Origin of the sequence: Microbispora cellulosiformans, assembly GCF_008728085.1 — a bacterium.
In the GTDB taxonomy this organism is placed as follows: Bacteria; Actinomycetota; Actinomycetes; order Streptosporangiales; family Streptosporangiaceae; genus Microbispora; species Microbispora amethystogenes.
This window is the reverse complement of the sequence record NZ_VYTZ01000001.1, coordinates 111,589-128,358: the sequence shown is the minus strand read 5'-3', so window position 1 is coordinate 128,358 and position 16,770 is coordinate 111,589. Positions and strand designations below refer to the sequence as shown.

The window sequence follows — 16,770 nt, the reverse complement described above, 5'->3', positions numbered from 1 at the left end:
TGGCCGGGCCACCATGGGCGGATACCCGGCAGGCGCGGCCATGTGGCACGGCCACCGCGCCGAGGTCCGTACGGCCCGCGGCTGTGGGAGTGGGGCGGCGGCGTGGCCTGCGAGCCGGTGCCGGCCCGACGGTGGCAGGCCGGGCGGAGACCGGCCCCTGGTCACCGTGTGCGGCTGGTCTCAAAGCTGGTCAAAATGGCGATAATCTTGAGAAATCTGCCTTACCACAGACATGACGGATTTTAGGGATATCCGTTGACGGCCCTCCAGGCCTCCCGGACGATCCTCCACATACCGGGAAGTTGCCGCACACCAGGAGTAAGGGGGGAACGTCATGATACCGCCCTAAGAGATCAAACATCTAACTTTGCCGAGTGCGCGCCTCATTCTGTGCGCCGCCGGCGCATCCGTTGGTTCGAAGGGACGTTTCCCGTGGCGAAACTCAACGCACTCAGAGCGCAAATAGACGGCCTCGACCGGAAATTGGCGGAAGTCATCGCCGAACGTCTCGGGCTGTGCGCTCAGGTGGCTCACGTGAAGTTGGCCGAGGGGATTTCCATGATGCAACCGGACCGCGTCACCGCAGTTCGCGAAGCCTACGCCGGACGGGCACGAGAGCTGGGCGTGTCACCGGACCTGCTGGTCCGGGTGGCCGTTCTCCTCATCGACGAGGCCTGCCGGCTGGAAGCGGGAATCATGGGAACGTCGATCGGACCCCACACCTCTGAACATACCCGGGCAGGCGGAGCTGGAGGCGTAGCCGATGGGACCCGAGTGTAATACCGAGACAGATGAGGGCGACGTATTCTTTCGAATACTCGGCCCTTTTCAGGTGAGTGTGGGAAATACGGTCGTCAAGCTCGCCAAGAACAGGCAGCTGACCGTTCTCGCGCTTCTGGCGACCGAAGCGAACAAGATCGTATCGGTGGGGAGAATCATCGACGCGGTCTGGGGGGACGCCTCGCCGATCACGGCGGACAAGCAGATCCAGACCTGTGTGTGGCGGCTGCGTTCCGTCTTCGAGGCGGCCGGCGCGCCCGCGAACATCATCGAGACCACGCAGGGGGGATACCGGCTGCGCCTGGGCGAGTCGGGCCTGGACGCGTGGCTGTTCGAGCGGGCTGTGGCCCGCGGGCGGAGCAGGGTGGAAGACGGTGATCTCGGCGGCGCGGCGGAGGAGTACCGCGCGGCCCTGTCGCTGTTCCGCGGCCAGCCGCTCGCGGAACTCGACAGCGCGGTGATCGAGGCGGTCGCCACCTACTGGGCCGAACGCAGGCTGTCGGTGCTGGAGGAGTGCCTCGACCTCGAACTCGCCATGGGCAGGCACCGCGAACTCGTTGGCGAGCTGAGGCTGCTCGTGGAGGAGCACCCGCTGCGCGAGCATCTGCGCGCCAAGCTCATGACGGCGCTGTACCTGTCCGACCGGCGCGCGGACGCGCTGGCGGTGTACCGCGCCGGCCGTACCGCGCTGGTCAACAACCTCGGCCTCGATCCCTGCGCGCGCCTGCAGGACCTGCACCGCCGGATCATCGCCGGGCAGCCCGTCCCCTCGCCGTTCCCGCAGCGCGCCAGGCACGCGGCGAAGATCCCCGCCCAGCTGCCCGCCGGCGTGGGCGACTTCACCGGCAGGCTCGACCAGGTCGAGTGGCTGTGCCGGGAGCTCAACCAGGACCGGACCGACCGGCCGCGGGTCATCGCCCTGGTGGGCCGCGGCGGCGTGGGCAAGACGGCGCTGGCCGTCCACGCGGCGCACAAGGTGCGCGACCACTACCCGGACGGGCAGATCCACGCCAACCTGCGCGGCAGCACCGAACCCCGGCAGGCGGCCGACGTGCTCGCGGAGTTCCTGCACGCGCTGGGGGTGCCGCAGCGGAGCGTGCCGCCGGACCTGTCCGGCCGCGCGACGCTGTTCCGCAGCGTGAGCGCCGGGCGCCGCCTGCTCATCCTGCTGGACGACGTGGCCGACTACGAGCAGATCGAGCCGCTGCTGCCCGGCGACCGGGGGAGCGTCGTGCTGTGCACGAGCCAGCCCAGCATGATCCAGGCGCCCGGCGTCGCGATGCGCCGCGTCGACGGGCTCACCACCGCCGAGGGCGTGCAGCTGCTCGCCCAGCTCGTAGGGGCGGAGCGCATCGCGCAGGAGCCGGAGAGCGCCCGGCTGGTCGTCGAACGCTGCGGGCACCTGCCGCTGGCGATCCGGGCCGCCGCCGCCCGCCTCAACGCCCGCCCGGCCTACCGGCTCGACCGGTTCGTCGACCGCCTGTCGGACGAGGACCGCAGGATCACCGAGCTGACCTACGGCTCCCTGGACACGGGCGCGCGGCTCGTCGCCTCGGCGGAGCGGCTGCCCGACGTGGCCCGCACGCTGTGGCTGCTGCTGAGCGTCATGAACCTGACGCACGTGTCGGCCTGGGCGGCGGCCGCGGTCGCCGACCTGTCGGAGGACGAGGCGCAGCGGCTGCTCGACCTCCTGGTCGACCACCAGGTGCTCGACGTGGTCAGCGAGGACGGCCTGGGCGGTTCCCGCTACGAGTTCCACTCGCTGGTGCGGATCCGGGCCCGCGCGCTCGCGGCCGCGGAGCTGGACGCGACGACCCGCGCCAAGGCCCGAGACCGGCTCCTCGACGTGTTCTCGTGGCTGGAGGAGCACGCGCGGGTGGCCCTCCGATCGCCCCGCAACGGGCTGACACGCCCCGCGCCGGCCTCCGTGCTACGCATCGGCCGGACCATCATCCGCGACATCACGCAGTACGCCGACGTGTGGCTCGCGCAGGAGCGGCCCAACCTCGCGGAGCTCCGCGAGCCGCTCGTCGCGACGAGCGTGTGATGTCACGGCCCGCGACGACCCCGGCACGCCCGGCGGCAGAGCCGCCGGGGCCGGGGAGGTTCAGCGGCCGGGCGGCGGGTCCAGCCGTTCGGCCAGCCTCCTGGGCGCCAGGTGGCGGTAGCTCTCGGCGAGCAACTCCGTCACCTCGGACCAGTCCACGTCATCCTCGACGACCATGCCGACGATGTCGGGGAACCAGGGCGGTCGGAAGAACGGATGGCCGAGGCCGCCCAGGGCGGCCAGTTCCTCCCCGGACGACCGGAACGTCAGCACGACCGCCGGCCCGGACGTGCCGGCCGCCCGCGCGTACGCGGGCGGCCGGCCGCCTTCGACCACGAGCACGTGGGCGAAGGTCTTCTTGCCCACCCGCCACCGCGTGCCCACCCACGCCTGCTCCTCGTACGCCTCGGGCAGACGCAGGCAGGCCTCCCGGAGGCGGGCCAGGATCTCGCCGGGAACCTCCGTCGTCAACGCCACTCCGCCTGGGCGAGGATCCCGAGCGCCTCACGCAGGACCTCCACGGCCCTGCCGTACTCGACCAGGTCGATGTGCTCGCGATCGGTGTGGTCGAGGCTGGAGTCACCGGGACCGTAGACCGCCATGGGCACCTGCCAGCGGGGCTCCACGATGTTCAGGTCGGCGGTCCCGGTCTTCAGCTTGAGCTTCGGCCGCTCCCCCCGGCGCCGGATGCCGGCGCACAGCGCGCGTACGGCGGGCCCCGCGGGGTCCACCCGCACCGGCGGCGTCCGGTCGTCGACGTAGAGCGTCCCGTCGCGCGCGGCGTCCGTGACGAAGCGCTCGAAGGCCGACAGGTCGAACCCCGGCGGGGTGCGTACGGACACGGTCATCAGCGCCCGCTCGATCGTGCCGGTGATGTCGTTGAGCGTGGGGACGGGACGGTCGAAGGCCCGGTCGCCCGCCCCCACCACCTCGCAGTAGGAGTCGCAGTAGGACCGGACCCGGTCCCAGAAGAGGGCCGCGGCCTCGGTGGCCTTCTCCTCCGGGCTGGCCGTGTGCACCGCCGGCCGGCTGACGTCGTAGCGCATCATGACGCGGCCCTTGTAGCCGATGCCGACGCCGGCCCAGCCGTTGGGCTCGCCGACGACGGCGACGTCCGGCCGGAAGGTCTCGGCGAGGTGCTGCGCGCCCTTTCCGAAGGTCTCCTCCTCGACGACCCCCGCCACCACCACCTGCATGCCGCGCAGGTCGGCAGCGGCGGCGGCCGCGATCATCGTGGCGAGCGGTCCCTTGGCGTCGACGGTGCCCCGCCCGTACAGGAGGGAGCCCTCCTGCCGGACCGGGATGTCGCCGGGCACGGTGTCCATGTGGCCCATCAGCATGATCATAGGCGCGTCGGGGTCGCCCCGCCTGCCGATCACGTTGCCCACCTCGTCGATATGGCTGCGAAAGCCCCACTCGGGCAGTTCGCGGGCGAGCAGGGAGGCCAGTTCGGCCTCCTCACCCGTCGTCGAGGGCACCTCCACCATGCGGCGGAGCAGGGACTCGGCCCTGTTCGCAGTACCGCTGTTCGCACCGCTGGTCACGCTGCTGGTCATGGCACTCCTTTGACGAGGGTGGTTCCTGCTCCCGCCCGCGCGGCGAGCACCGGCGAGGGACCGCGCCCGTCGCCGAGGACGACGTGCGGCACGCCCGCCAGGCACGCCTCGCCCGCGGTCCGCAGTTTGACCTTCATGCGCCCGCCGGCCAGGTCGAGATATCCGGCGAGGTCCTCGCACGGGATCTCGGTCACCAGGCTGCCGGGGTCGCCGGGGTCCCGCAGGAGCCCCGGCACGTTGGACAGGATGACGAGCCAGTCGGCCTCCAGCGCGACCGCGAGACGCGCGGCGAACCGGTCGGCGTCCACGTTGAGCAGCCCGGCGCCGGACTCCGGGTCCGCCTCCGGGTCGTACGCGGGCGGTGAGATCACCGGCACGTACCCCGCCGCGAGCAGGGTCCGCGGCAGGTGGGCGTCCACCGCCGAGATCCGCCCGGACAGGTCGTCGCGGACCACCCGCCGTACGCCGTCCACGACGACGTTCGCCGGAGGGGTCCGGCGGGCGGTGACCATCCCGCCGTCGGCTCCCGACAGGCCCACCGCGCGGACGCCGAGCCGGAGCAGCTCGGTCACCAGCGGGGGCTTCAGGCGGCCGAGCATGCCGAGGACGAGCACGTCGAGCGCCGCCGCGTCGGTGTACCGGCTGCGGCGCCCGCCGGACGCGGTCAGGTACCGCTTCGGGCGGCCGAGTTCGTCCGCGAGCCGGTCGGCCTCGGCGCCGCCGCCGTGGACCACGACGACGCTGTCGCCGCGGTCCACCAGCGCGCGGATGTCGGCGCACGCCCGGGACATGTCCGCGCCGAGCGACCCGCCGACCTTGATCACGTACCGTTCCGATCGGGCGTCAGATGGGATGGAGCCCGACGAAGTCGAGTCCTGCGGTCTCCTCCCAGTCAGCGGCGATGTTGAGGCACTGGACGGCATTTCCGGCACCTCCCTTCACCAGGTTGTCCAGTGCGGCCACCACCACCAGGTGGTCGCCGCCGGGGGCGAGGGCCAGCCCGATGTCGCAGAAGTTGCTGCCGGAGAGGATCTTCGGTTCCGGCATGCGGTGCAGCGCCGAGCGTTCCCTGATCACGCGGACGAACGGCTCCTCGCCGTACGCCTTGCGGTAGACGGCCCACAGTTCGCGTTCGGTGACCGTGCGGGAGGGGGTGACGTGGCAGGCGACCTGCACCCCGCGCACCGCCTCCACGGCGGTCACCGACATGTGCGCCGTGATCCCGCACGCCTGCTCGATCTCCGCGGTGTGGCGGTGCCCGTGGGGCTTGGCCATCCGCATCGCGCCGCTGCGCTCGGGATGGTGGCTGCCCTCGTCGGGCGTCCGCCCGCCGCCGCTGGAGCCCGTACGGGCGTCGACGACGACCGGGCCGCCGATCAGCCCCTCGGCCGCCAGCGGGTGCAGCGCGAGGATCGCCGCGTTGGCCATGCAGCCGGCCACCGCGATGTGGGTGGCGCCGCGCAGCCCGTCCCGGTTGAGCTCGGGGATGCCGGGCTGGAAGCGGGCCAGCCAGGCGGGGTCGGGCGGCGGCCCGGGGTAGAAGCGCGCCCGCCTCGCCGGGTCGTGGATCCGGAAGTCCGCGCTGAGGTCCACGACCGTCGGCGCGAGCCCCGACCAGCGTTCGACGGAGCGCATCGACGTGCCGTGCGGGGTCGCGAGGAAGACGACGTCGCAGGGCGACAGGTCCTCCTCACGGGTGAAGCACAGGTCGGTCTGGCCGCGCAGGTTCGGGTGGGAGACCCGCAGGGGGCGCCCGGCCTGCCGTTCCGAGGTGACCTGTGCCAGTTCGATGTGCGGATGACGCAGCAGCAGCCGGACGATCTCACCGCCGATGTAGCCGCTGCCGCCGACGACGGCGGCCCTCATCGTGCCAGCGCTCCGAGGACGTGGCCGACGACGAGGTCGGCCAGATCCACCTCGGTCGCCTGGATGAGCCCGTGGAACTCCATGGTGTGGTTCACCTCGGTGACGAGCAGTTCCCCGGTGGAGCGCTCGATCAGGTCCACCGCGAGCATGCCGCCGCCGACCGCCTGGGCCGCCCGCAGTGAGAGCTTCACCAGGTCGTCGGTGAGAGCGCACCGCTCCGTGGACGCGCCGCGGGCGGTGTTGGTGATCCAGTGGCCGGACCGGCGGTAGACCGCGGCCACCACCTCGTCGCCGAGCACGATCACCCTGAGGTCGCGGCCCGGCTTGTCGATGTACTCCTGCACGTAGAAGACCGAGTGCACCGGCGAGCGCAGCGACTGCTTGTGCTCGATCAGCGCCTCGGCCGCGTCACGGTCGTTGACCTTGGCCAGCAGCCGGCCCCACGATCCGACGGCCGGTTTGACCACGGCCGGGTAGCCGATGCGTTCGATGGCCTCCAGTGCGGCGTCGGGAGTGAGCGCGACGACCGTCTCCGGCGTCGGTATCCCGGCGCCGGCCAGCGCCAGCGAGGTGAGGATCTTGTCGCCGCACGTCTCGATCACGGTGCTGGAGTTGAAGACCGGGAGGTTCCCGGCCTCGAAGAGGCGCGCCGCGTACAGACTGCGCGTGTGGGACATGCTGCGGTTGAGCACGCCCCGGTAGCGGCCCGCGACGGGCGCGCCGAGGTCGCCGATCACCCGGCGTTCGTCGATCTGCTCGTACGGCTCGCCGCGCCGTTCGAGGGCCTCGAAGATCAAGCGTTCCTCGAGGCGCGTGCGGGTGGTCAGGACGGCGAGCGGACCGTCCTGACCAGCGCTGATTGTCACGTTCTACTCCCCGAAGTCTTCCTCGATCTCCGGCGCGAGCGCGAACTCGGCGGGGTCGAGGCCGATGACCTCGAGCTCCGCCTGGCAGGCCGGGCATACGACGATGGACGTCACCCGCAGGTCCGAGGACGTGGGTACGGCCTCGGTGCAGTCGGGACAGGTGCTCACTGCGACGGTCATGGAGACTCTCCTTGTTCGGTGCTGGTGCGAACATCCGGACGACCGCGCAGGACGGACTCGGCCGCGCGGACCACGTGGTCCCGCGACACGCCGCACTGCGCGAGCTGTTCCTCGTGACTGCCGGGCCGGGAGCAGAACGCGTCGCCGACGCCCACGCGCACCACCCGCGCCGGGTGGTGCTCGGCCAGGGTTTCCGCGACCGCGCCGCCGAGCCCGCCGAGCACGGAGTGGTCCTCGACGGTCACGACGCCCGCGGTCGTCTCCGCCGCCTCCACCAGGGCGGCGACGTCGAGCGGCTTGATCGTGTGCATGTTGAGCACGCACGCCTCGATCCCCGCCGCGGCGAGCCGGCGCGCCGCGTCGAGCGCGAACCGTACGGGGAGGGCGCCCGCGGCCACGATCGTCACGTCGCCGCCCGCGCGCAGCCGTACCGCCCGGCCCACGGTGAAGCCGTCGTCGCCGGCGTGGACCGGAGGCGTCGGGTTGCGGCCGAGCCTGATGTAGACCGGCCCCGGCAGGTAGGCCGCGGCCCGGACCATGCGGACGGTCTCCGCGGGATCCGCGGGCGTCATCACGGTCATGTTCGGCAGGCCCCGCATGATCGCGAGGTCCTGCTGGGCGTGGTGCGTGGGGCCGAGGTGGGCGGCGGACAGCCCGGAGTGGGTGCCGACGATCCGCACCGGAAGCGCGTGGTAGGCGACGTCGATCTTGACTTGTTCCAGGGCCCGCGCCGAGGCGAAGGCCGCCATCGTGTTGACGAAGGGAAGGACGCCGGTGCTCGCCACCGCCGCCGCGACGGTGATCAGGTTGGCCTCGGCGATGCCCAGGTCGACGTACTGGGCCGGCAGTTCCGCCTCGAACTGCCGTTCCAGCCCGCCCATGTCGGAGTCGAGGCACCAGACGCGGCCGTCCGCCCGGGCCAGCTCCAGCAGTGTGGCCCGGTAGGCGGCGCGGTCGGAGTCGGGCGCCGGCGCCCGGGCCGGGGCGTCGCGCTCGCGCGTGGTGGTCATGCCGCGGCTCGCAGCGCGGCCAGGGCCCGCTGGTACGCGTCGGGGCCCAGCTTGGCGAAGTGACTCTGCTTGCGGTGCTCCAGGTGGCGCACCCCCCGGCCCTTCACCGTGTCGGCGAGCAGCACCGCCGGGCCTCCCGGCACGGGCGGGGTGCGCAGGGCCGGCACCAGTTCGGCGAAGTCGTGCCCGTCTGCGTGCGACACCTGCCAGCCGAACGCGCGCCAGCGGTCGGCCAGTGGCTCCAGCCGCATCCGGTCCTCCGTGGAGCCGTTGATCTGCAGCCGGTTGCGGTCGACCACGGCGGTGAGGTTGTCGAGCCGGTAGTGCGCCGCCGACATCGCGGCCTCCCACACCGTGCCCTCCTGCAGTTCGCCGTCGCCGAGCAGGACGAACACGCGGTTGGCGCGCCCGGCCCGCTTGGCCGCGAGCGCCAGGCCGACGGCGAGGGACAGGCCGTGGCCGAGCGACCCGGTGGCGAACTCCACCCCCGGGACCGCGGGGGTGGGGTGGGCCATGAGCCTGCCGTCCGGATGGCCGTAGCTCGCCAGCTCCGAGCGCGGGAAGAAACCGAGCTCGGCGAGCGTGGAGTAGAGCGCGGCGCTCGCGTGTCCCTTGCTCAGCACGAAGTAGTCGCGCCCGGACCAGCCGGGCTCGTGCGGGCGCACCCGCATGACGTCGAAGTACAGCGCGACGAGGATGTCCGCGGCCGACAGCGACCCCCCTATGTGGGTGCCGACGGCCCCGGCGCCGATGGCCAGCACGTGCTCCCGCACCGCCAGGGCGGTGCGGGACAACGCGGCCGGGTCGACGGCGCCCTCGGGGCTCCGCGCGACGGTCTCGACGGTCATGCGGCCGCTCCGGCGTGCGCGTGACCGACGCCCTTCACCGCCGCCCACGGCGGGGCGTACGGCGCGAATCGGGCGAAGCGGCCGATCACGTCGAGGTTCTCCCAGACCCGCTGGAAGGCGTCGGCGTACTCCTCCAGCGCCGGCCCGGCGTCCGGGTTGAGGTGCATGCGCCGCAGGCACAGCGAGTCCTCGATCACGGCGCAGGTCACCGGGTAGTCGGCCAGGTCGTAACGCTGGGGGTTGACCCCCGGCAGCGACCAGGGGTAGCCCCGGCCGTACGCGTCCTGCTCCTGGAACACCGGCTGGCCGGGCAGCGGGATGATCTGGTAGTGCGTCAGCGGCACGCCCTCGGCCAGCAGCGCGCGGCGCAGCGCCTGCCGGAACTGGCCGGGCGTGATGCCGTCCAGCCCCGCGGCCTCCGGGTCGAAGCGGAAGCGCAGCATGTGCCACATGTGGGTGCGGTCGTCGGGCACGGAGGGCAGGACGATGCCGGGGAGTTCGGCGAGCCGGTTGAGGAACACCGGGATGTTCTGCTCACGCCGCACCTGGTAGTCCCAGAAGCGGTCGAGCTGGGCCCGGGTGAAGGCGGCGAGGACCGCGCTGAGCTTGAGGTTCGACCCCCGCGTGGCGGAGACGTAGAGGCGCTCCTCCGTGCTCAGGTCCTCGCCCAGGATGCGCAGGCTGCGGCAGCGCTCGGCGACCCGCTCGTCGTCGGTGACGATCAGCCCGCCCTCGCCGCAGGTCGGGATGCTCTTCTCCACGTTGAGGCTGAAGCAGCCGACGTCACCGATCGAGCCCGCCGTACGGCCGCGGTACTTGCCGCCCTGGGCCTGGACCGCGTCCTCGATGACGTAGAGGTCGTACTTGCGCGCCAGCGCCAGGATCTCGTCCATGTCGGCCGGCAGGCCGCCGAGATGCACCGGGATGATCGCGCGTGTGCGGTTGGTGATCTTCGCCTCGATCTGCGTGACGTCGATGTTGAACGACACGGGATCGATGTCCACGAACACGGGGACGGCGAGCTGGTAGAGGGGAGCCATCGCGGTCGCGACGTAGCTCAGGGCCGGGACGATCACCTCGTCGCCGGGACCGATGCCGAGCGCGGTCAGCGCCAGCTCCAGCGCCACCGTGCCGCTGTTGACCGACACCGCGTGGCGGGTGTCGCAGAACGCGGCCCATTCGCTTTCCAGCCCGCTGATCTCGGGCTCTTCCTTCGCGCCCACGGTGAATTTCCCGTGGTCGAGTACGCGGAGTACGGCGTCTCGATCAGCTTGCGTCACCACCGGCCATTCCAGTCTGCGGTATTCCGGCCGGACCGCGGGCTTGCCGCCGAACATCGCCAGATCGGCCTTCATTTCTCTCCTTCTGCCGCACCATTTCCCTTATTCGGGCGTCAGGCGGAGACCACGCTAATCATCCGTTCTCTCGCGGTGGTATTGAAATGGCCCACCTTTTCTCTCGCCGTGGTACTGATTCGAGCTGATATTTCTCTCGGCCGAGGAAATGGCGATTCCGGAGTCAGCTACGAGCCCAGGCAAGGGCCTTCTCGACGGGTGAGATGCCGTACTCCGCCTCGACCGCGGCCGCGACCAGGTGGCAGAACAGGTACCGCTGCAGCGGCACGAGCCCGAGCCTGCCCAGGTGGGAGTAGAGCGTGTTGACGGCCAGCCGGTGCCCGAGGAACCAGTCGGAGCCGAGCACCTCGGTTCTGTACCGCCCGGTGGCCAGCAGGATCTCGTGGAAGTCGACGGTGTGCAGTTGCGGCATCCCGGGCTCGCGCGGGCCGGCGTCGAGGTCGATCCTCCGGTCGCGGATGAGGGGCGCGGCGAGGGCTTTCCCGCGCTCGACGTGGTCGAGCCACTCGCGCACGTGCGGCGGCGTCCGGCCCTCGTCCACCTCGGCCACCCGGCGGCGTACCAGGGCCCGCAACTGCCGCTCGTGCTGCCGGTACTTCGCCTCGAAGCCCGCCCGTACGCCGTCGCGGTCCACGCAGTAGGAGGCGAAGGCGTCGGCGTGGGAGCGGAAGGACATGTATCCGCGCGAGATCGGCGGCACGCTGGTGTGCGCGAAGGCGATCATCAGGTCGAGGCTGAGCTGGAAGAGCGACAGGTCGCCCCGGCGGATGGCGGCCAGCGTCCCGAACGCGATCCGGCTGCTCTCGGCGTGGAAGTGGTCGAGCAGGTCCACGAGAGTCTGACTGCCGAGCACGTGCCGGCGATCCTCGTACGGCTCGGTCTGGATGGTGTTGTCCGGATACCACGGCCGGAGCGGGCCGAGCTCGTTCTCCCGCAGGGCGAGCGCCCGGTGGGCCTCCTCCAGCGCGGCCTCGTCCAGGACCGCACGGGAGGGATGCTCGCCGAGGTAGCGGCCGAGGCGCTCGGTGGCGAGCGGCAGGATCTCCTCCTGCCAGACGTCGTCGGCGGCGCGGAGGTTCAGGCGGAGATGCGGACCACGCCGCCAGTGGCGCACGAAGTAGGGCTGCCGCACCCGGTCGCCGAGTTCGCCCAGCAGCGGCCGTACGGCGTCGAGGATCAGCGCGTCCTTGTCCGTCTCGTAGTAGCGCACCTGGATGCTGTGCCAGGGGGTCGTGAGGTCGTTCACCGGTGCTCCAGTTCGCGGTAGGTGGTGCCGACGAGGTGACGCAGGTGCGTCTCCTGCTCGCCCGGCAGCCCGAGCCGGTTGCACAGCAGGTGGACGCAGCGGAGGAGAAGGATCAGGACGTCGCCGCGCGCCCGGGTGACGCCGGGCGGCTGGAAGGAGGAGACGGCGGGTTCGGGGTGGAAGCGCCCGGCCGCCTGGAGGTCCAGCGCGCGCAGGCGCAGGGTGTCGATCGAGCGCCACCACGCGCCGAGGGGGTCGCGGGCGCCGGGGACCTCCGCGCCGGAGGCGATGCGGTGGCAACGCAGAAGCTGGGATGTGAGGGCGGCCCGCTCCCGGCCGGCCCGCGCGGCGTCTGCCGGCCGGTCGTGCGGAGCGTGATCGGGCCGCGGGTCCCAGCGTTCACGGCTCGCTTCGAGCGCGCGGGCGAGGCGGGCGGGGTCCGGTTCCCAGGCCGCCAGGGCGAGCATCAGCGCGGCGGCGGCGAAACCCACCCTGCGTCCCGGCTCGATCCCGCCGCCGAGCAGGGCGAGCGCGATGCGGCTGGAGTCGCAGAAGTGCTCCTCCACGGCGTCGATCGCCTCCGGCCCGCCGTACGTCGCGTACTCCGGGCGGTAGGCGACGGCCTCCACCGCGTCGCGGGTGCGCACCCGCCGGTCGTAGTGGGTGAGGTTCTCGGCCCTGGCGAACCTCTCGGCCGCGGCGGCGTACTTCCCGGTGTCCCACTCGGCCTCAAGCGGGGAGGGGTACGCGGCCAGGTGCCGTTCCAGCGCGGTCCTCGCGCGTGCCTCCACCTCCTCCGGGCAGGCGGCCGGCCGGAGCCGCAGCCGCAGGTGCGGGCCGCCCTCCCAGTAACGCAGGAAGAAGTGGCGGACGAGCAGGCCGTCGGCGGTGAGAGAGCGCACCAGGCCGCCGACCGCCTCGGTGATCAGCCGGTCGGTGCCGCCCCGATGGAAGGCGTGCAGCGAGATCCACGGCTCACTCATCGCCCACCTCCACCACGTACTCCATGACGTGGCCCGCGCCCAGCTCGGGCAGCACCTCCTGGAAGGCCGTGCAGGCGCCGCTGTCGCCGAGCTGCCGGTCGAAGCAGGCGACGAGGGAGGGATCGGCCAGATCCAGGAACGTCGGTTTGGCCAGCTGCGCCGCACGCATCCGGTCCTGTCCCCAGGAGCCCGGGTCCAGGGAGAACACGAAGCAGCGGGACGGGATGCCGCGCGCGGCGAACCAGCGGGCCAGCGCCAGCAGGTGCCCGGCCTCGGAGGTTCCCGGACGGCGGCGCGGGACCTCCGCCGTGGCCACGTACCAGGTGGCTCGTGCCACGACCACCCGGCCCAGCGTCACCCTCGGCCTGGCGGCGACCTCCTCCGGCGTCCGCCGCGGCGGCTCGGCGAACAGCGCCCAGAGCGGCACGCCGATGCCGGGCTGGTCGCCGAACAGGTGCAGCAGCAGCCGGGCCGTACGCGGCAGGAAGGGGGTGGCGAGCAGGCCCGTGTGGCGCATCAGCACGCGGCGACCGTCCGCGGCGCGCACGAGTTCCAGTGCTCCGGTGGCGGGGTCGTGGCGGACGTCGAGGTCGCCCAGCGCGAGGCGCGCGGCGGGCGGGCGGCCGGAGACCGCGCCCGGATAGCCGAGCTCGTGGGTGGTCATGGGGGAACGCAGACTGATGTTGTGACCGAACAGCCCGGTGAGCTCGGCCTCGATCGGGAGCCCGTCGGCGGGGTCGGGTTCCATGGGACGGGGCTCGTGCGCCAGTCCCGCGATCGTCAGGAGGCGGTGGACGCGGCTGCGTGCGGTGCCGTGGCCGGCGGACACGGCGTTGAGCACCAGCCGCACCGGCCCTTCTCCGTCGTCCGGCTGGGGCAGCACCTGCACGTAGCAGGCCAGCGAACGCACCGGCCCCGCGCTTTCCGGCCGTCCCCGCAACCAGCCGGCCAGCGCCTCCGGCTCCTCGCGGAGCAGTTTCAGGGTCTGGTCGCGGTAACGCCGCAGGGCGGCCACCTCGCCGGGCACGGTGCCGGACACGGTGCCGGACACGGTGCCCGCCGGCTCCGCGGCCCCGCCGGGATAGAGCAGGGCGTGCAGCGCGTCGCCCTCGGGGGTGACCAGCTGCTCGGCCAGCGTCCGGTGGAACCGGGCGAAGGGGACCCGCGCCCCCGTGCCGTACGCCTGGACGAAGAGGCCGGCGGCGAGCAACCGAATCTCGTTGTCGCGCTGGAAGACCCCGGCCAGCGTGCGGATCAGGTGCAGGTCGTCGAGGGCCGCCCGCCATTCCGGTTCCCCCAGACGTACGGCGGGCGAGGTGAAGACGGCGTTGTCGTGGAAGAGGTTCTTGTCCGGAAGGCGTCCGTCAGGTGGTGACAGACGGCGCAACGCGGTGCGCACCTCCTGCTGGAGGGCGAGCCCTTCGACCGGTCCCCGCACGCGGGGGTGGCGGGCCAGCGCCCGGCCGAACGCGGCGAGCGCGTCGGCGGCCGCATGCGGCGCCAGCCGGTCCGCCAGATCGCTCAGATGGGAGACGGACTGGTCGGCGACCGGCGGAAGCGTCTCCAGCACCCCGGCGTCGACCAGGCGCGCGAGCGCATCGGACGGCACGTGCCGCCGCGCCTCGCCGAGTGTGGGCTCGCCGGTCAGGGCGCGCAGGAGCGCGCGCAGCGGCTCCGAGGCGCGGACGCTCCGGTAGGCGTCCTCGGTCCGGCTCAGGTACCACAGGCGGCCGTCCTCCTCGGTCAGGCCGGCGTTCGGCCTGATCAGGAAGCGGGCCGCGAGGTCGTCGTCCGACGTGGCCAAATCGCTGAGCAGCCTGCGGACCAGCCACAGATCGGGCTCGGCGACGCTACGCCAGTCCCATCCGCCTTCGACGGCGACCGGCTCGGGGCCCGGACCCCAGTGGCCGAGGCCCATCATGGTGAACGTGGAGTGCGGGCTGGTCTTGGCCACCACCCGTGACAGGTAGCGGCTCAGCCGCAGGTCCAGCCGGCGGGACGGCGCGGCTCCGGGGGAGTCCAGCCAGCGGGCCAGCGCCCCGGCCAGCGACGGGCTCGCCTGGACGAGGCCGTGCGTGAAGACGTCGGCCGACGCCCACGTGCGGAGGCTGTGGTGCCGGTCCCGGCGCTCCTTCTCCAGGATCAGGGGCAGCTCGGCCTCCAGGCGCTCGCACGCGCGGGACCGCTCCGACCACCGCCGGACGCGCCGGTCCAGCTCGGCCGGTGTCTCGGCCGAGCTGGGGGGCATGGCGGGGGTCCGCCCGTTGTACAACGCCCGGCGGAGGGCGACCAGGCGGGACCTCGCCTGCCCGGAGGGAACGTCCGCGATGACCGGCTCAAGGGCGAGCGCGAGCGCGCGTCCCTCAGCGGCCAGGGCGTCCCGTTCCTTCAGGATCTCCTGTACGGCCTGCCAGGTCCGGTCACACCTCAGGTCGTCGAGGGCCGCCCCGGGGAGGGCGGCGACCCTGACCACCACGGTGTCCGGGCGCTGTGGGCGGATCGCCATGCGGGTCGGCGCGCTAGACGAGCCAGCTCGTCCTCGAGGTCCATGCTCCCGAGGCGCCGACCTCGGTGTTGCCCAGTCCCATGGTCACCGCCTCGACGAGCAAGTCGGAGCCGGGAAGCTCCACGGTGGCGACGTCCAGCGAGTCCAGGTCCAGCGCATCCAGGTTGAGGGCTTCTTCGTGCATGGCCATGCTGCCTCCCGTTTCCGGTGGGGTACGGCGCGTGCCGCGATACTCTGCCAACGAAGCACGGAAGGGTCCATTAGTCCATAATTCTCCATAAATAGGGCAATGCGGACATTCAATCGAACTGGATGGACCCGGCCGATTTCGCCGCGAAACACTGTCCCGGTCGCCGCCTGTGCGGCCTGATCGGTAAGCCGCCGGCATCGGGCCCGGCATGCGCGTGGCGGCACGGGGGTGTGCGCACGCGCCGCGGATGCGACCGGCTCGGCGGCGGCCGGGAGTGGTGCGACCTGCCCGGAGATGGTCCTCGGGGCCCTTGCGGTTGTCAATAACCCGCATATTTGGTAGGAAATGCCTGTGTCTCTGGCATCGGGGCCGGTCCCGAGCGGCCCGACGTGCCCCGACCTTCGGAGCGACCACCGTGACGTCTTCCACCTCGAACTCGCTTTCTCCCGCCCCCGTGGGCGGGCCTCCCGTGACGGGCGGGCCCGCTGACGGGGCGCCCGCCAGCGCGACGCCGGTCTGGCGGGGCCGTGGGACCCGCCGGATCGGCGTGCGGGTCCTCTCGCTCCCGGCGCTGCTCGCGCTCTGGCAGCTCGCGGCCGCCGCCGCGGGCAACCCGTCGTTCGTGCCCGCGCCCCGGGCCGTGTGGGACCAGCTCGTCCTGCTGTCCACCACCCACGACGGCGTCCGCGGATACAGCGGTCACCTGCTCGCCGAGCACCTGGGGATCAGCCTCCGCCGCATCCTCATCGGGTCGGCGCTCGGCGTGGCGGCGGGGCTCGTCCTCGGTGTCGTCCTGGGCACCGCGCCATGGATCCGTCTCGTGGCCGAGCCGGTCGTGACCTTCGTACGGGCCCTGCCTCCGCTGGCCTACTTCAGCCTGCTGATCATCTGGTTCGGCATCGACGAGACGCCCAAGCTGTGGCTGCTCGCCATCGCCGCGCTCCCGCCGGTCGCCGTGGCCACCGCCGCGGCCGTCCACGGCGCCCCGACGGGCCTGGTCGAGGCGGCCAGGGCGCTGGGCGCCTCCCGGTGGAACGTGATCAGGGACGTGGTGCTGCCCAGTGCGCTACCGGAGATCTTCACCGGCGTCCGGCTGGCCGTCGGGGTCGCGTACTCCTCGGTCGTCGCGGCGGAGACGGTCAACGGCGTGCCCGGCATCGGGGGGATGGTCCGCGACGCCCAGCGCTACCTGCAGACCGACGTCGTGGTGCTCGGGCTGCTCGCCATCGGCCTGTCCGGACTGCTGATCGACGGCCTGCTGCGCGCCGCCGAGACCCGGCTCATCCCCTGGCGCGGCCGGACCTGACCCCCGCGCCCACTCGAACTCCCATCAAGCC

16 protein-coding genes are annotated in these 16,770 nt (G+C 72.4%); 3 read left to right on the top strand and 13 right to left on the bottom strand.

Translation table 11 applies throughout. The features are described 5' to 3' along the window. The first annotated feature begins 432 nt into the window (after positions 1-432). Complete coding sequence (locus F5972_RS00420; RefSeq protein ID WP_191909868.1) at positions 433-780, top strand: chorismate mutase; 348 nt, start codon at positions 433-435, stop codon at positions 778-780. A gap of 52 nt (positions 781-832) precedes the next feature. Further along, positions 833-2,827, top strand: coding sequence for an AfsR/SARP family transcriptional regulator (locus F5972_RS00415; RefSeq protein ID WP_191909867.1), 1,995 nt, complete (start codon positions 833-835; stop codon positions 2,825-2,827). Between the two features lie 60 nt (positions 2,828-2,887). Here the strand turns inward: F5972_RS00415 and F5972_RS00410 are convergent, their stop codons facing one another. From F5972_RS00410 to F5972_RS36835, 13 genes are all read right to left on the bottom strand, one after another. Further along, complete coding sequence (locus F5972_RS00410) at positions 2,888-3,298, bottom strand: MmcQ/YjbR family DNA-binding protein (RefSeq protein ID WP_225311055.1); 411 nt, start codon at positions 3,296-3,298, stop codon at positions 2,888-2,890. Continuing rightward, the gene (locus F5972_RS00405; RefSeq protein ID WP_150929958.1) at positions 3,295-4,383 is read right to left on the bottom strand and encodes a [LysW]-lysine hydrolase; all 1,089 of its coding nucleotides are present in this window, start codon (positions 4,381-4,383) and stop codon (positions 3,295-3,297) included. The genes F5972_RS00410 and F5972_RS00405 overlap by 4 nt, the downstream gene beginning before the upstream one ends. Then, complete coding sequence (locus F5972_RS00400) at positions 4,380-5,207, bottom strand: [LysW]-aminoadipate kinase (protein WP_150929956.1); 828 nt, start codon at positions 5,205-5,207, stop codon at positions 4,380-4,382. The genes F5972_RS00405 and F5972_RS00400 overlap by 4 nt, the downstream gene beginning before the upstream one ends. 19 nt (positions 5,208-5,226) lie before the next feature. Next, positions 5,227-6,249: an N-acetyl-gamma-glutamyl-phosphate reductase gene (gene argC, locus F5972_RS00395; protein WP_150929954.1), complete on the bottom strand. Its 1,023-nt coding sequence runs from the start codon at positions 6,247-6,249 to the stop codon at positions 5,227-5,229. After that, positions 6,246-7,115, bottom strand: coding sequence for a lysine biosynthesis protein LysX (lysX, locus tag F5972_RS00390; protein ID WP_150929952.1), 870 nt, complete (start codon positions 7,113-7,115; stop codon positions 6,246-6,248). The genes argC and lysX overlap by 4 nt, the downstream gene beginning before the upstream one ends. A gap of 3 nt (positions 7,116-7,118) precedes the next feature. Further along, a complete protein-coding gene (locus tag F5972_RS00385) occupies positions 7,119-7,295 on the bottom strand; it encodes a lysine biosynthesis protein LysW (protein WP_150929950.1) in 177 nt (58 codons plus the stop codon). After that, a complete protein-coding gene (locus tag F5972_RS00380) occupies positions 7,292-8,305 on the bottom strand; it encodes a transketolase family protein (RefSeq protein WP_150929948.1) in 1,014 nt (337 codons plus the stop codon). The genes F5972_RS00385 and F5972_RS00380 overlap by 4 nt, the downstream gene beginning before the upstream one ends. Beyond that, the gene (locus tag F5972_RS00375; RefSeq protein WP_150929946.1) at positions 8,302-9,153 is read right to left on the bottom strand and encodes a transketolase; all 852 of its coding nucleotides are present in this window, start codon (positions 9,151-9,153) and stop codon (positions 8,302-8,304) included. Before F5972_RS00375 ends, F5972_RS00380 begins: the two co-directional genes overlap by 4 nt. Beyond that, on the bottom strand, positions 9,150-10,508 hold the full coding sequence (locus F5972_RS00370) for a DegT/DnrJ/EryC1/StrS family aminotransferase (protein ID WP_150929944.1): 1,359 nt from the start codon (positions 10,506-10,508) through the stop codon (positions 9,150-9,152). The genes F5972_RS00375 and F5972_RS00370 overlap by 4 nt, the downstream gene beginning before the upstream one ends. A 163-nt stretch (positions 10,509-10,671) precedes the next feature. Next, entirely contained in the window at positions 10,672-11,754 is a 1,083-nt protein-coding gene (locus F5972_RS00365) for a thiopeptide maturation pyridine synthase (RefSeq protein WP_191909866.1), read from the bottom strand. After that, entirely contained in the window at positions 11,751-12,737 is a 987-nt protein-coding gene (locus F5972_RS00360) for a lantibiotic dehydratase C-terminal domain-containing protein (RefSeq protein ID WP_150929940.1), read from the bottom strand. The genes F5972_RS00365 and F5972_RS00360 overlap by 4 nt, the downstream gene beginning before the upstream one ends. Then, the gene (locus F5972_RS00355; protein ID WP_150929938.1) at positions 12,730-15,243 is read right to left on the bottom strand and encodes a lantibiotic dehydratase; all 2,514 of its coding nucleotides are present in this window, start codon (positions 15,241-15,243) and stop codon (positions 12,730-12,732) included. Before F5972_RS00355 ends, F5972_RS00360 begins: the two co-directional genes overlap by 8 nt. A 13-nt stretch (positions 15,244-15,256) precedes the next feature. Next, positions 15,257-15,433, bottom strand: coding sequence for a thiomuracin/GE37468 family thiazolyl RiPP peptide (locus F5972_RS36835; protein WP_191909865.1), 177 nt, complete (start codon positions 15,431-15,433; stop codon positions 15,257-15,259). Between the two features lie 415 nt (positions 15,434-15,848). On the opposite strand from F5972_RS36835, the gene F5972_RS00350 reads away from it, so the two are divergent. Beyond that, on the top strand, positions 15,849-16,739 hold the full coding sequence (locus F5972_RS00350) for an ABC transporter permease (protein ID WP_225311053.1): 891 nt from the start codon (positions 15,849-15,851) through the stop codon (positions 16,737-16,739). Positions 16,740-16,770 lie beyond the last annotated feature (31 nt).

What these genes read in the sequence shown, in the direction of transcription:
- F5972_RS00405 (WP_150929958.1), bottom strand. Translation starts at nt 4,383, where the DNA reads ATGACCAGCAGCGTGACCAGCGGTGCGAACAGCGGTACTGCGAACAGG.
- argC (WP_150929954.1), bottom strand. Translation starts at nt 6,249, where the DNA reads ATGAGGGCCGCCGTCGTCGGCGGCAGCGGCTACATCGGCGGTGAGATC.
- F5972_RS00385 (WP_150929950.1), bottom strand. Translation starts at nt 7,295, where the DNA reads ATGACCGTCGCAGTGAGCACCTGTCCCGACTGCACCGAGGCCGTACCC.
- F5972_RS00380 (WP_150929948.1), bottom strand. Translation starts at nt 8,305, where the DNA reads ATGACCACCACGCGCGAGCGCGACGCCCCGGCCCGGGCGCCGGCGCCC.
- F5972_RS00375 (WP_150929946.1), bottom strand. Translation starts at nt 9,153, where the DNA reads ATGACCGTCGAGACCGTCGCGCGGAGCCCCGAGGGCGCCGTCGACCCG.
- F5972_RS00370 (WP_150929944.1), bottom strand. Translation starts at nt 10,508, where the DNA reads ATGAAGGCCGATCTGGCGATGTTCGGCGGCAAGCCCGCGGTCCGGCCG.
- F5972_RS00360 (WP_150929940.1), bottom strand. Translation starts at nt 12,737, where the DNA reads ATGAGTGAGCCGTGGATCTCGCTGCACGCCTTCCATCGGGGCGGCACC.
- F5972_RS00355 (WP_150929938.1), bottom strand. Translation starts at nt 15,243, where the DNA reads ATGGCGATCCGCCCACAGCGCCCGGACACCGTGGTGGTCAGGGTCGCC.
- F5972_RS36835 (WP_191909865.1), bottom strand. Translation starts at nt 15,433, where the DNA reads ATGGCCATGCACGAAGAAGCCCTCAACCTGGATGCGCTGGACCTGGAC.